At 68.0% G+C, this 13,817-nt stretch carries 11 protein-coding genes and 4 pseudogenes; 14 read left to right on the forward strand and 1 reads right to left on the reverse strand.

Going from position 1 to position 13,817, the window contains the following annotated elements:
• Nucleotides 1-23: 23 nt before the first annotated feature.
• The 3 genes and pseudogenes from H0I39_RS03145 to pth all read left to right on the forward strand — a co-directional run bounded on the left by H0I39_RS03145 (nucleotide 24) and on the right by pth (nucleotide 2,607).
• Nucleotides 24-1,001 carry a ribose-phosphate pyrophosphokinase gene (locus tag H0I39_RS03145; RefSeq protein ID WP_180549528.1) on the forward strand — a complete coding sequence of 326 codons (978 nt, stop codon included), beginning with the start codon at nucleotides 24-26 and terminating at the stop codon, nucleotides 999-1,001.
• A gap of 90 nt (nucleotides 1,002-1,091) precedes the next feature.
• Nucleotides 1,092-1,723 (forward strand): annotated as a pseudogene (locus tag H0I39_RS03150) (50S ribosomal protein L25/general stress protein Ctc).
• Nucleotides 1,724-1,959: 236 nt separating this feature from the next.
• On the forward strand, nucleotides 1,960-2,607 hold the full coding sequence (gene pth / locus H0I39_RS03155; protein ID WP_180549529.1) for an aminoacyl-tRNA hydrolase: 648 nt from the start codon (nucleotides 1,960-1,962) through the stop codon (nucleotides 2,605-2,607).
• Nucleotides 2,608-2,838: 231 nt separating this feature from the next.
• On the opposite strand, the gene H0I39_RS03160 is transcribed toward pth, so the two are convergent.
• Nucleotides 2,839-3,093 (reverse strand): YfhL family 4Fe-4S dicluster ferredoxin, encoded by a 255-nt coding sequence (locus tag H0I39_RS03160; protein WP_180549530.1) that lies wholly within the window; start codon nucleotides 3,091-3,093, stop codon nucleotides 2,839-2,841.
• Between the two features lie 89 nt (nucleotides 3,094-3,182).
• Here H0I39_RS03160 and H0I39_RS03165 point away from each other — a divergent pair, with 89 nt between their 5' ends.
• From H0I39_RS03165 to H0I39_RS03215, 11 genes and pseudogenes are all read left to right on the forward strand, one after another.
• Entirely contained in the window at nucleotides 3,183-4,169 is a 987-nt protein-coding gene (locus H0I39_RS03165; RefSeq protein WP_257645588.1) for an ABC transporter permease, read from the forward strand.
• 229 nt (nucleotides 4,170-4,398) lie between these two features.
• A pseudogene (locus tag H0I39_RS03170) lies at nucleotides 4,399-5,272 on the forward strand (ABC transporter permease).
• Nucleotides 5,273-5,331: 59 nt separating this feature from the next.
• Entirely contained in the window at nucleotides 5,332-5,595 is a 264-nt protein-coding gene (locus tag H0I39_RS03175) for a ribbon-helix-helix protein, CopG family (protein ID WP_180549531.1), read from the forward strand.
• A gap of 16 nt (nucleotides 5,596-5,611) precedes the next feature.
• Nucleotides 5,612-6,097, forward strand: coding sequence for a type II toxin-antitoxin system VapC family toxin (locus tag H0I39_RS03180; protein WP_180549532.1), 486 nt, complete (start codon nucleotides 5,612-5,614; stop codon nucleotides 6,095-6,097).
• A 4-nt stretch (nucleotides 6,098-6,101) separates the two neighbouring features.
• Nucleotides 6,102-7,196 carry an ABC transporter ATP-binding protein gene (locus H0I39_RS03185; RefSeq protein ID WP_180549533.1) on the forward strand — a complete coding sequence of 365 codons (1,095 nt, stop codon included), beginning with the start codon at nucleotides 6,102-6,104 and terminating at the stop codon, nucleotides 7,194-7,196.
• Nucleotides 7,186-8,013 (forward strand): ATP-binding cassette domain-containing protein, encoded by an 828-nt coding sequence (locus H0I39_RS03190; RefSeq protein ID WP_180549534.1) that lies wholly within the window; start codon nucleotides 7,186-7,188, stop codon nucleotides 8,011-8,013. Before H0I39_RS03185 ends, H0I39_RS03190 begins: the two co-directional genes overlap by 11 nt.
• A gap of 66 nt (nucleotides 8,014-8,079) precedes the next feature.
• Nucleotides 8,080-9,567 (forward strand): ABC transporter substrate-binding protein, encoded by a 1,488-nt coding sequence (locus H0I39_RS03195; RefSeq protein ID WP_180549535.1) that lies wholly within the window; start codon nucleotides 8,080-8,082, stop codon nucleotides 9,565-9,567.
• A gap of 73 nt (nucleotides 9,568-9,640) precedes the next feature.
• A pseudogene (locus tag H0I39_RS03200) lies at nucleotides 9,641-11,070 on the forward strand (amidase).
• Between the two features lie 177 nt (nucleotides 11,071-11,247).
• Nucleotides 11,248-12,101, forward strand: a pseudogene (locus tag H0I39_RS03205) (3',5'-nucleoside bisphosphate phosphatase).
• 211 nt (nucleotides 12,102-12,312) lie between these two features.
• A complete protein-coding gene (locus H0I39_RS03210; protein ID WP_180549536.1) occupies nucleotides 12,313-12,936 on the forward strand; it encodes an L-threonylcarbamoyladenylate synthase in 624 nt (207 codons plus the stop codon).
• 208 nt (nucleotides 12,937-13,144) lie between these two features.
• A complete protein-coding gene (locus tag H0I39_RS03215) occupies nucleotides 13,145-13,813 on the forward strand; it encodes a site-2 protease family protein (RefSeq protein ID WP_180549537.1) in 669 nt (222 codons plus the stop codon).
• Nucleotides 13,814-13,817 lie beyond the last annotated feature (4 nt).

A 13,817-nucleotide genomic window follows, 5' to 3' on the forward strand; every position in this document is an offset into this window, starting at 1 on the left:
TTCAGTGACACGCCGGAAAGCGCATGCAGCCGTCCCACACTCCTGACTTTCTGGTGTTCACCGGCAATGCCAATCCGGCACTGGCGGCTGAAATCGCCAGCCATCTGGGCATCAGCCTCGGCGCCGCCGACGTGGGGCGTTTCTCCGACGGCGAGGTCACGGTCGAGATCAAGCAGAACGTGCGCGCCCGCGACGTGTTCGTGGTGCAGTCCACCTGCGCGCCGACCAACGAGAACCTGATGGAACTGCTGATCATGGTCGACGCGCTCAAGCGCTCGTCGGCCGAACGCATCAGCGCCGTCATCCCCTACTTCGGCTACGCCCGGCAGGATCGCCGCCCGCGCTCCACCCGGGTGCCGATCAGCGCCAAGGTGGTGGCCAACATGCTGCAGGCGGTGGGCGTGTCCAGCGTCATCATGATGGACCTGCACGCCGACCAGATCCAGGGCTTCTTCGACATCCCGGTCGACAACATCTACGCCTCGCCGGTGCTGCTGGGCGATCTGCGGCAGAAGAACTACGACGATCTGCTCGTCGTCAGCCCCGATGTGGGTGGCGTGGTGCGCGCGCGCGCGCTGGCCAAGCAGCTGGGTTGCGACCTGGCCATCATCGACAAGCGCCGGCCCAAGGCCAACGTGAGCGAGGTGATGCACGTCATCGGCGACATCGAGGGCCGCAACTGCGTGATCATGGACGACATGATCGACACCGCCGGCACGCTGGTGAAGGCGGCCGAGGTGCTGAAGGAGCGCGGCGCCAAGAAGGTGTACGCCTACTGCACGCACCCCATCTTCAGCGGCCCGGCCATCGAGCGCATCGCCAAGGGCACGGCGCTCGACGAGGTGGTGGTGACCAACACCATTCCGCTGTCCGACGCGGCAGCGCAATGCCCCAAGATTCGCCAGGTGTCGGTGGCGCCGCTGATCGCGCAGACGATCGGCCGCATCGCCCGCGGCGAGTCGGTGATGAGTCTGTTCCAGGAGCAGGAAAACCTGTTCTGACGGAACGCACGGGTCGCATGGCAATCCAGCCGCGCGGCTTTTTCAACCTGAGCCGCACTGGTCGCGGTCGGCTCAATACAGGAGTCAGTCATGAAATTCGTCGCTTTCGAGCGCAGCAAGCAGGGTACGGGTGCGAGCCGCCGTCTGCGCAATGCCGGCAAGGTGCCCGGCATTGTTTACGGCGGTGAGGGTGAGCCCCAGCTGATCGAGCTGGACCACAACGCACTGTGGCATGCCATCAAGAAGGAAGCCTTCCACTCGTCCGTGCTGGACATGGAACTGGCCGGCAAGACCGCCCAGGTGCTGCTGCGTGACCTGCAGATCCACCCCTACAAGCAGCAGGTGCTGCACATCGACTTCCAGCGCGTGTCGGCGAAGCAGAAGATCACCATGAAGATCCCCTGCACTACAGCGGCGAGGAAGAGTCCACCGCGGTCAAGACCGACAAGTGTCTGGTCAACCACATCCTGACCGAACTGGAAGTGTCGTGCCTGCCGGCCGACCTGCCCGAGGCGATCAAGGTCGACCTGTCGAAGCTGGAAAAGGGCAGCACCCTGACGCTGAAGGACATCGAACTGCCCAAGGGCGTCGAGCCCATGCTGCACGGCCACAGCGCCGAAGACACGGTGCTGGTGTCGGTGGTGATGCCTGCCGCCGAGGAGCCGGAAGCCGACGCTGCTGCCGGCGACGCCGCACCCGCGGCCGAAGGCGACAAGAAGTGATGCAGGCCTGACAGCCCGTTCGCTGCAAGAAGCCCGCTTTCGAGCGGGTTTTTTGTTGCCCGAACATCTTTGATTGCTTCAATAACAATAGCTTCTTGCGCCCATCACTAAACGATTTCAGGCCTTTTTCTCTTGAATTCATTACCTGGCGGGTGCAACCCACTATCAAAATTGAACTGGCTGCGGCGTGCTGCCAACCCGCCCCGCACCGAACCACGCCACCGATAATCCCACCCATGATCAAACTCTTCGTCGGCCTGGGCAACCCCGGCGCCGAATACGAGGCCACCCGCCACAACGCCGGCTTCTGGTGGATCGACGCCGTGGCACGCCAGCTGAACGCCCGCCTGGCGCCCGAGCGCGGCTACCACGGCTTGGTGGCGCGTGCCAACGTGCGCGGGCACAGCGTGTGGCTGCTGCAGCCGCAGACCTTCATGAACCTGTCCGGCCGCTCGGTGTCGGCGCTGGCGCGCTTTTACAAGATCGCGCCCGAGCAGATTCTGGTGGTGCACGACGAGCTCGACCTGGCGCCCGGCCAGGCCAAGCTCAAGAAAGGCGGCGGCCACGCCGGCCACAACGGGCTGCGCGACATCCACGCGCAGCTGGGCACGGGCGACTACTGGCGCCTGCGCATCGGCATCGGCCACCCGGGCGACAAGTCGGAAGTGGTGGGCTGGGTGCTGCGCAAGCCGCCGGCGGAAGAACTGGCGCAGATCGAAGCCGCCATCACGCGCTCGGCGCAGGCGTTCGAGAACCTGGTGATGGGCGAGATGGAGCGCGCCACGGTGCAGATCCACACCGACAAGCCGCCGCGTGCCAAGCCACCCAAACCGGCCGCGCCACGGACAGCGCCGACGCCCGGCGATGATTCAGCCGGCTCGTGACGCCTGTGAAAAATCAAGATTGCGTGACTATCGAGAAGTCTCACACAGCGTTGTGGGAGCGGGCTTGCCCGCGATGAGGCAACGGGTCGCCACGAACGCTTGATCGCGGGCAAGCCCGCTCCCACACAGCGGATGCGGTCCGCGCGTCATCGGAGACTTCTTGAGCATCAAGCAAGATTGATAGCTGCTGGCGCTTGATGGACGGGCGCCAGAGGCCGAAAAGGCCTTGAATCAGGCCTTGGCCGCCTGCAGCCGGTGGTACTTCTGCAGCAGCATTTCCTTGTCCTCGACCCGGTTCGGATCCACCGGAATGCATTCCACCGGGCACACCGTCACGCACTGCGGCTCGTCGAAGTGGCCGACGCATTCGGTGCACTTGTTCGGGTCGATGACGTAGATCTCCGGGCCCATCGAGATGGCCTCATTCGGGCACTCCGGCTCGCACACATCGCAGTTGATGCACTCGTCGGTGATCATCAGTGCCATGGGTTCAATACTCCTTTGGTCGGTGCGTCCGATTATCCGCCGGGGCACGCAGCGCGGCCTGCGCGCGGTCAAAGGCAGCAACGAATGTGTTGATAATCGCGCCGACCCATGAGCACTTCCTCTTCAAGCGCGTTCTCACGCTCATCGCCACGTTGCTGGCCACTAGCGTGATCGTGTTCGCGGTGCTGGAGGTGCTGCCCGGCAACGCCGCGCAGGTGCTGATGGGGCCTGATGCCGACCCCGCCGCTGTGGCCGCCAAGGCGACCGAACTGGGGCTGGATCAACCTGCCCTGCAACGCTACTTCGGCTGGATGGGCGGGCTGCTGCGCGGCGACATGGGCCTGAGCTACACCTACGGCTCGCCGGTGTCGGAGCTGATCGTCGAGCGCCTGGCGCTGACCATTCCGCTGGCCGTGCTGGCGATGCTGCTGACCACCGTGATCGCGCTGGCCGTGGGCGTGTACGCTGCCTCGCGCCACAACAGCGCGGGCGACGTGGGGCTGATGACGCTGGCGCAGATCGGCATCGCCATCCCCAACTTCTGGTTCGCCATCCTGCTGATCCTGCTGTTCTCGGTGAAGCTGCAGTGGTTCTCGGCCGGTGGCTTTGACGGCTGGTATTTCGACGACGGCGTGTGGCGCGGCCTGTGGGATGGGCTGCGGGCGCTGATCCTGCCGGCCATCGCGCTGGCGGTGGTGCAGGCGGCCATCCTGGCGCGCTTCACCCGCTCGGCCGTGCTGGAGGTGCTGCGCGAGGACTTCGTGCGCACGGCGCGCGCCAAGGGCCTGAGCCACCGCGCCACGCTGTGGGGCCACGTGCTGCGCAACGCCATGATCCCCGTCATCACCGTGATGGGCCTGCAGTTCGCCGAGTTGCTGGCCGGCACCATCGTGGTCGAGAACGTGTTCTACCTGCCCGGCCTGGGCCGCCTGATCTTCCAGAGCATCGCCAACCGCGACGTGATCGTGGTGCGCAACTGCGTGATGCTGCTGGCGACCATGGTGGTCATCGTCAACTTCATCGTCGATGTGCTGTATGCCGTGATCGATCCGCGGGTGAAAGCGAGTGAAATATGAGGCACCCCCTGAGTCGCTGCGCGCCTTCCCCCTCTCCTGCGGGAGGGGGACAACGCCAGTGGCCGGCGCAGGTCCGGCCACGGCGTCCGCTGGTGTGGCCTGCTCCGCGGCCATCGGATGCTCCCGCTCGTGGGAGCGGGCTTGCCCGCGATGCGGCGCTTCCTCCCACCAAACACAGCTATCGCGGGCAAGCCCGCTCCTACAGCCCCGTCGATCCGCAGCGGCCTGCATGAACACCACTATCCTGCCCGCCTCGCCCGCCCGCACCGCGCCCGGCTTCTGGCAGCGCGCGCTGCGCCATCCGGGTTTTCTCATCGGTGGCGTGCTCTCGCTGCTGCTGCTTTTGACCGCCGCGCTGTCGTACCTGTGGACGCCCTACTCGGTCTACGACGTCGACATGGACGCCAAGCTGCTGCCGCCCGGCGCCCGCCACTGGCTGGGCACCGATGCGTTCGGGCGCGACATCGTCTCGCTGCTGCTGGTGGGCGCGCGCGCATCGATCCTGGTGGGCGTCATCGCCGTCTGCATCGGCCTCGTCATCGGCACGGCGCTGGGCCTGCTGGCTTCGGCGCGGCGCGGCTGGGTGGAGGAAGCCATCATGCGCGTGTCCGACTTCGGCTTCGCCTTTCCGGCCATTCTGTCCGCCATCATGCTCACCGCCGTGTACGGGCCGGGCATCGTCAACGCCATCGTCGCCATCGGCATCTACAACATCCCCACCTTCGCGCGCATCACCCGAGCCGCCGCCAACGCGGTGTGGAGCCGCGACTACGTGCTGGCCGCGCGCGTCGGGCAAGGGGCCGTGGGCCATCACCTGGCAGCACATCCTGCCCAACATCCTGGCCGTGCTGATCGTGCAGGCCACCATCCGCTTCGCCGTCGCCATCCTGGCCGAGGCGGCGCTGTCGTACCTGGGCCTGGGCACACAGCCGCCCCAGCCCAGCTGGGGCCGCATGCTGGCCGAGGCGCAGACGCTGATGTTTCAGTCGCCCCTGCTGGCCGTGTGGCCGGGCGTGGCCATCGCGCTGTCGGTGCTGGGCCTGAACCTGCTGGGCGACGGGCTGCGCGACCTGCTCGATCCGCGGCTGCAGCGGCGCAGTTGAGGCTTGAACTTTGTCCAGCAGATTGGTAATATTTTTCTTATTACACCAAAGTCAACTCCATGACCACCACCGTCAAACTCCCGCCCGAGCTGGAGCAATCGCTGCGCCAGCACTGCGCGGCCGAGGGCCGCAGCATCAGCGACGTCATGCGCGATGCGCTGGTGGCCTACCTGGCCAGCGTGCCGACCACGCCCGCATCGCCCTGGGCGCTGGGCGCCGACCTGTTCGGCCGCCACGCCGGCCCGGCCGATCTGGCCACGGCGCGCCGCCAGCATCTGGCCGACGCGTGGGGCGACAAGCACGCCCGCCGCAGCGCGCACTGACCGCACCGCGCCCCGCATGAGCAAAGCCGCCGCGCCCCTGCACGCCGCCGAAGCACCGGCGCAATACGGCGTGATGCCGCCAGGCCAGGTGCTGGTCGACAGCGGCCCGCTGCTGGCGCTGTTCAACGCCGCCGACCACTGGCACGCGCGCGTCGTTGCCTGGCTGCAGGCGCACCCGGCGCTGGGTTTGGTCAGCACCTGGCCGGTGCTGACCGAGGTGTGCGCCCTGCTGGCGCGGCGCGTGCACAACCAGGCAGCGCTGGACTTTCTGCTGTGGGTCGAACGCGGCGGCGTGCGGGTGGATGCGCCGGCCGACACCAGCCTGGCGCAGATGCGCCGCATCAGCCAGCGCTTTGCCAGCCTGCCGCTGGACCTGGCCGACGCGTCCATCGCCGAAGCCGCCGAGCGGCTGGGCATCCGCCGCATCGTCAGCATCGACGCGGACTTCGACGTCTACCGCGACGCGCGCGGCAAGCCGCTGGCCAACCTGCTGCGGAGCTGAGCCCGTGCCCCTGCTCGAAGTCTCCCACCTGCGCGTCGACCTGCACACCCACCGCGGCACGGCGGCGGCGGTGCGCGACATGACGTTCACGCTGGATCGCGGCGAAACCCTGGGCCTGATCGGCGAATCGGGCTGCGGCAAGTCGATGACGGCGCTGGCCCTGATGGGCCTGGCGCCCGAGAACGCCACCGTCAGCGGCAGCCTGAAGCTGGAGGGGCGCGAGCTGATCGGCCTGCACGACCGCGACTGGCGCGCCATCCGCGGCTACCAGGTGGCGATGATCTTCCAGGAGCCGATGACGGCGCTGAACCCGGTGCACCGCGTCGGCGCGCAGATTGCCGAACCGCTGCGTCTGCACCAGAACCTGTCGAGCAACGCAGCGCGCGAGAAGGCCATCACCCTGCTCGACCGCGTGGGCATCCCCGATGCGGCGCGGCGCGTGGACAGCTTTCCGCACCAGTTCTCGGGCGGGCAGCGCCAGCGCATCATGATCGCCATGGCACTGGCTTGCGAGCCCGACGTGCTGATCGCCGACGAGCCGACCACCGCACTCGACGTGACGGTGCAAAAGCAGATCCTCGGCCTGATCCGCGAGCTGGTCACCGAGCGCGGCATGGCGCTGATCCTGATCTCGCACGACCTGGGACTGATCGCGCAGAATGTGCAGCGCATGCTGGTGATGTACGGCGGCAGCGTGGTCGAGAGCGGGCCTTCGGCCGACGTCTTCGCGCGCCCCGCGCACCCCTACACGCGCGGGCTGATGGCGGCGCGGCCGAACATGCAGCACCGCCTGGTGGCGCACCGCAGTGAGCGGCTGCCGACCATTCCCGGCAGCGTGCCCGACCTGTTCAGCCTGCCGCCGGGCTGCCCGTTCGCGGGGCGCTGCGCGTACACCGAAGACGCGTGCGTCACGCAGCAGCCGCCCACGGTGCCGCTGCAAGGCGGCCACCAGTTCGTCTGCCGGCGTGCCGACGTGGTGCTCGCGGCAACCGAGTCCCTGCCTGTGGGAGCGGGCTTGCCCGCGATGGACGCCACTGCCCCATCCGGCGCTGTCATCGCGGGCAAGCCCGCTCCTACAACGAGAGCTGGTGGCGCTTGATGGACGCGGTCAAAAGCTCTTTCTGCTTGAAATCCGCGATGTCACGCGGCGCTACACGCTGCCGCGCGAATCGCTGTTCCGCGCACCGGGCGAGGTGCAGGCGCTGCGCGGCGTGTCGCTCAACGTGACCACCGGGCGCAGCATGGGCATCGTCGGCGAATCGGGATCGGGCAAGAGCACGCTGGCGCGGCTGGTGATGGCGCTGGAGCCGCCGACGAGCGGCAAGATCCTGTTCATGGGCCGCAACCTGCATGCGCTGCCGCCTGATAAACTGCGCGCGGCGCGGCGCGACTTCCAGATGGTGTTCCAGGACCCGTACGGCTCGCTCGACCCGCGCCGCCCCATCTGGCGCACCGTGGCCGAGCCCGCCGCCGCGCTGGAAGGCGCCACGCGCGCGCAGCAGCGCGAGCGCGCCGCCGCCACGCTCGAATCGGTGGGCCTGCGCGCCGACGCGCTCGACAAGTACCCGCACGAATTCTCCGGTGGCCAGCGCCAGCGCATCGCCATTGCGCGGGCGCTCATCACCAAGCCCCAGCTGATCGTGGCCGACGAGGCTGTGAGCGCGCTCGACGTGTCGGTGCAGGCGCAGGTGCTCAACCTGATGGCCGACTTGCGCGACCACCACGGCGTCACCTTCCTGTTCATCAGCCACGACCTGGCCGTGGTCAGCCACCTCTGCGCCGACGTGGCGGTGATGAAGGGTGGGCTGATCGTCGAGCAGGGCCCGGTGCGCCAGGTGCTGCGCGAGCCGGCGCACGACTACACGCGCACGCTGCTCGAATCGGTGCCCGAACTTGTCGCCCCTGCAGGGGTCTGAAGCGTTACCGACCGTGCGCTACCATGCGCGCGTCCGAGTCCTGCCTACCCAAGGAGAACCGAGAAGATGAAACGCCGCGACTTCGCCCTGACCCTGCCCGTGCTGGCCACGCTGAGCCACCTGCCTGCGTTCGCCCAGTCGCGCCGCGATGCCGTGGTGATGGGCATGACGCTGGAACCCCCAGGGCTGGACCCGACCACCGGCGCCGCGGCGGCCATCGGCGAGGTGGTGCACTACAACATCCTGGAGACGCTGACCAAGATCAACAGCGACGGCAGCGTGACGCCGTTGCTGGCCGAGCGCTGGGAAGTCTCGCCCGACCTGCGCACCTACACCTTCTACCTGCGCAAGGGCGTGAAGTTCAGCAATGGCGAGCCTTTCAACGCCGCGACGGTGAAGTACGCCTTCGAGCGCGCCGCCGGCGAGAAGAGCACCAACAAGGACAAGCGCAACTTCAGCTCGATGGAGAGCGTGCGCGTGATCGACGACCACACGGTGGTCATCATCAACAAGGAGCCGGACCCGGACTTCCTGTTCTACATGGGCCAGGCCACGGCCGTGATCGTCGAGCCCAAGAGCGCCGACACCAACGCCACCAAACCCGTGGGCACCGGCCCCTATGTGCTGGGCAACTGGGCCAAGGGCTCGTCCATCACGCTGCAAGCCTCGCCCAGCTACCGCGCGGCCAAGGCGCTGAAGATCAGGCGCGCCACCTTCCGCTTCATCAGCGATCCGGCGGCGCAGGTGGCGGCCGTGCTGTCGGGCGATGTCGATGCGTTTCCGCGCGTCACGCCGCGCGGCGCGGCGCAGTTCAAGGCCAACCCGCGTCTTCAGACCCTCGTCAGCGGCTCGCGCGCCAAGACGGTGCTGGCCATCAACAACGCGAAAAAGCCGCTGAACGACGTGCGCGTGCGCCGCGCCATCAGCATGGCCATCGACCGCAAGGCCGTCATCTCGGGCGCGGGCGACGGCTTCGGCGTGCCCATCGGCAGCCACTACGTGCCGGGTGCGGCCGGCTACATCGACACCACGGGCGTCAACCCCTACAACGTCGAGAAGGCCAAGGCGCTGCTCAAGGAAGCCGGCATCACCACGCCCCTGGAGCTGAGCCTGGTGCTGCCGCCGCCGCCCTACGCCCGCCAAGGTGGCGAGGTGATCGTGGCGCAACTGGCCAAGATCGGCATCACCGCCAAGGTGCAGAACGTGGAATGGGCGCAGTGGCTGGCCAACACCTATGGCGGGCCGAAGAACTACGACCTGACCATCATCAGCCACGTGGAGCCGTTCGACCTGGACAACTTCACCAAGCCCGAGTACTACTGGGGCTACAACAACCCGAAGTTCAAGGAGTTGTACGCGCGCATCAAGACCACGGCCAACCCGGCCGAGCGCAACCAGCTGCTGGGCGAAGCGCAGAAGATGCTGGCCGACGACGCCGTGCTGGCCTGGCTTTACCAGCCGCAGTGGGTGACGGTGGCGCGCAAGGGCCTGCAAGGCCTGTGGAAAGACATGCCCATTTTCGTCAACGATTTGTCGGCACTCGGCTGGGGCTGATTCAGCACTATAAAAACAAGAGCTGTCTGCGCAGGTAGGATGGGCGCAGGCAGCTCTTTTGTTTGGAGACGACATGAGCCACACCGCATTGCACGACCTGGGCGCGCACGAGCTGCTGGCCGGCTACAGGGCGCGCACGTTCTCGCCCCTCGACGTGGCGCAGGCCGTGCTGGCGCAGATTGAGCGCTGGGAGCCGCACATCGCCGCCACCTGGCTGCTGCGGCCCGAGCTGGCGCTGGCGCAGGCGCGCACCAGCGAGGCACGCTGGGCCAGAGGCGAACCCTGCGGCGCACTCGACGGCGTGCCGATCACCGTCAAGGAGAACATCGCCACCGCGGGCGATCCGGTGCCGCTGGGCACCCGGGCCGTGGCGCTGGCGCCCGCCGCGGCCGACGCGCCGCCTGCCGCGCGCGTGCGCGAAGCCGGCGCGGTGATCGTCGCCAAGACCACCATGCCCGACTACGGCATGCTGTCCTCGGGCCTGTCCACCTTCCACGCCATCTCGCGCAACCCCTGGGACGTGTCGCGCACGCCGGGCGGCAGCAGCGCCGGTGCGGGCGCGGCAGCGGCGGCCGGCTACGGGCCGCTGCACCTGGGCACCGACATCGGCGGCTCCATCCGCCTGCCCGCCGCATGGTGCGGCATCGTCGGCCTGAAGCCCAGCCTGGGCCGGGTGCCCATCGACCCGCCCTACATGGGCCGCGCCGCCGGCCCCATGACACGCAGCGTGGCCGACGCCGCGCTGCTGATGCAGGTGCTGAGCCGCCCCGACGCCCGCGACAGCATGGCCCTGCCGCCGCAGGCCATCGACTGGTCGCTGGCCTGGCGTGCTGACAAGCCGCTGAAGGGCGTGCGCATCGGCCTGCTGCTGGAGGCCGGCTGCGGCTTGGCCGTCGAGCCCGCCATCCGCGTCGCCGTCGAGCACGCCGCGCATCTTTTGAAGCGCAGGGCGCCGTCGTCACGCCCATGCCCCCGTTCATGACGCCCGAGCTGCTGGCCGGCCTCGACCATTTCTGGCGCATGCGCTCGATGCTCGATCTGGACGCGCTGGCGCCCGCCGCGCGCGACAGCGTGCTGCCCGTCATCCGCGAATGGGCCGAAAGCGCGCGCGGCATGTCGGGTGCCGACGTATTCCGCGCCTACGCCGCCACGCACACCACGCGCGTGGCCACCAACGCGGCCATGCAGGCGTTCGACTACGTGATCTCGCCCGTCTCGCCCAACGCCCCGGCGCCGTTCGACTGGCCCAGCCCCACCAACGACCCGCTGCGCGGGCTGGAGCACATCGGCTTCACCGTGCCCTTCAACATCGGCGAGCAGCCCGCCGTCTCGGTCAACTGCGGCTACATGGATTCGCCCGGCACGCCCGGCGCCGCCCTGCCCATCGGCCTGCAGATCGCCGGCCAGCGCTTCGACGACCTGGGCGTGCTGCAGATGGCGCGCGCCTTCGAGCAGTTGCGCGGCCCGCAGCGTGCCTGGCCGGCCGTGCCCAGCAAGGCGTAAGCATCAATAAGCATAGCTGCTTGCGCTTGATAAACAACGATTTCAGATATTTTTCTATTTGAAATCCTTACGAGAAAGGCGCAAGCAGCTATTGTTTTTCCAGCATCCGTGTCATCGGACCGAGCGCCCAACGCCCCGCGGCCAACGGCAAACAGCCCCGCGCCGTAAAATCGGGCAGTGAACTTTCCTCTCAACCCCGATCTGCACTGCCACTCCACCACGTCCGACGGCACGCTGACGCCCGAGGAACTGGCGGCGCGCGCGGCGGCCAACGGGGTCGACCTGTGGGCGCTGACCGACCACGACGAAGTGGGCGGCCAGCAACGCGCCATCGACGCGGCGCAGGCCCACGGCATCCGCTACCTGACGGGCGTTGAAATCTCGGTGACCTTTGCCGATGCCACGGTGCACATCGTCGGTCTCGGGTTCGACCACACCGACCCGCGCATGGCCGAAGGCCTGGCCGACACGCGCGACGGCGCGGCCCGCGCGCGGTGGAAATGGGCGAACAGCTGGCCAAGGTCGGCATCCACGGCGCCTACGAAGGCGCGCTGAAGTACGTCGGCAACCCGCGCCTCATCTCGCGCACGCACTTTGCACGCTTCCTGGTCGACTCGGGCGTGTGCCGCGACACCCCGGAGGTGTTCCGCAAATACCTCACCGAAGGCAAGCCCGGCTTCGTGCCGCACCGCTGGGCCCGGCTGGGCGATGCGGTGCAGTGGATCACGCAGAGCGGCGGCCTCGCCGTCATCGCGCACCCGGCGCGCTACAACTTCTCGCCCAACCTCGAGTACGCCCTGTTCAGCGAGTTCAAGCAGCACGGTGGCCAGGGCGTGGAGGTCGTCACCGGCAGCCACAGCGCCGCCGAGGCACTGCGCTACGCCGACATGGCGCGCGAGTTCGGCCTGGCCGCCTCGCGCGGCAGCGACTTCCACAGCCCCGACGAGAGCCACATCGATCTCGGCAAGCTGCCGCCGCTGCCCGATGGCCTGACGCCCGTGTGGCAACTGCTGGCCGGGCGCGTGCACTGAACTTGTTGATCATTCCGTCATACATGACAACGCTGGCGGCCCTCACCCCAGCCCCCGGATCAAGTCCGGGCAGGCTCTCTCCCAGAGGGAGAGGGGGCTTTGGTGCGGCACGCGCTGAACCGTTGGCCGCCAGCGGATTTCAAGCCTTTTGGGCTCCAGCGCTTGCTGTATAAGCGCCAAAAGCTATTATTTTAATAGTTAAACCAACACCATGACCCAGCTTTTCAGCGTCCACCCCGACAACCCGCAGCCGCGCCTGCTGAAGGCTGCCGCCGCGCTGCTGCAGCAGGGCGAGGTGCTGGCCGTGCCCACCGACTCCAGCTACGCGCTGGTCTGCCACCTCGACGACAAGGCCGCGGTCGACCAGTTGCGCCGCATCCGCGGGCTGGACGACAAGCGCCTGCTGTCGCTGATCTGCCGCGACCTGAGCGAGCTGGCCAGCTACGCGCGGGTGGACAACACGCAGTTCCGCCTGCTCAAGCTGGGCACGCCGGGGCCTTTCACCTTCATCCTGGAAGCCAGCAAGGAAGTGCCGCGCCGCGTCAGCCACCCGCACCGCAAGACCATCGGCCTGCGCGTGCCCGAGCACAAGGCGCTGCAAGCGCTACTGGAGTTGCACGGCGCGCCGCTGCTGGCCACCACGCTGATCCTGCCGGGCGACGATGAGCCGCTGAACGATCCCGACGAGATCATCGAGCGGCTCGACAGGCAGGTGGCCGGCGTCATCGACGCCGGCGCCTGCGCGCTGGAGCCCACCACCGTGGTCGACCTGAGCGGCGACGTGCCCGAGGTGCTGCGCCGCGGGCGCGGCGACCCGGCCGAACTGGGCTTGTGACGGTGCGCAAAGTCCTGAATTGATAGCTACCTGCGCAGTATCTGCGGCGATCAGAGCCTGATTTCTTCGAAAATCCTGTGTGGGAGCGGGCTTGCCCGCGATGCGGCATCGCGCACGTGTAGCGCTGCTTCGCGGGCAAGCCCGCTCCCACAGGCCCGCGATGCGGCCGCTGCCGGGCCCGCCGCCACGCAATGAGACAATCCAGCCCGTGGACATCGCCAACATCATCCAGACCATCGCCATCTACGCCCTGCCGGTGCTGTTCGCCATCACCGTGCACGAGGCGGCCCACGGCTACGTGGCGCGCCATTACGGCGATGGCACGGCCGCCTTCCTGGGCCGCGTCACGCTCAACCCGCTCAAGCACATCGACCCCATCGGCACCATCGCCATGCCGCTGTTCCTGTACGTGGCCACGGCAGGCAGCTTCCTGTTCGGCTATGCCAAGCCGGTGCCGGTGAACTTCGGCAACCTGCGCAACCCCAAGCGCGACATGATCTGGGTGGCGCTGGCCGGGCCAGCCAGCAACTTCATCATGGCGCTGGGCTGGGCCATCGGCCTGATCGTGCTGGCCGGCCTGGGCGTGCAGGAGCGCTTCTTCGTCGAGATGTGCCGCGCCGGCGTGCTGGTGAACGTGGTGATGTTCGCGCTCAACATGTTTCCGCTGCCGCCGCTGGACGGCGGTCGCATCGTCACCGGCCTGCTGCCGCCGCGGCTGGCCATTCCGTACAGCCGCGTCGAGCCCTGGGGCTTCTTCATCGTCATGGGCCTGATCGTGGCGGGCGTGCTCTCCACGCTGTGGATGCGCCCGGTGATGAGCCTGACCTACGGCGCGCTGAATCTGCTGCTCTCGCCCATCACGGCGCTGCTGCGCTGACGGC

Origin of the sequence: Ottowia beijingensis, assembly GCF_013423955.1 — a bacterium.
GTDB classification, from domain to species: Bacteria; Pseudomonadota; Gammaproteobacteria; order Burkholderiales; family Burkholderiaceae_C; genus Ottowia; species Ottowia beijingensis.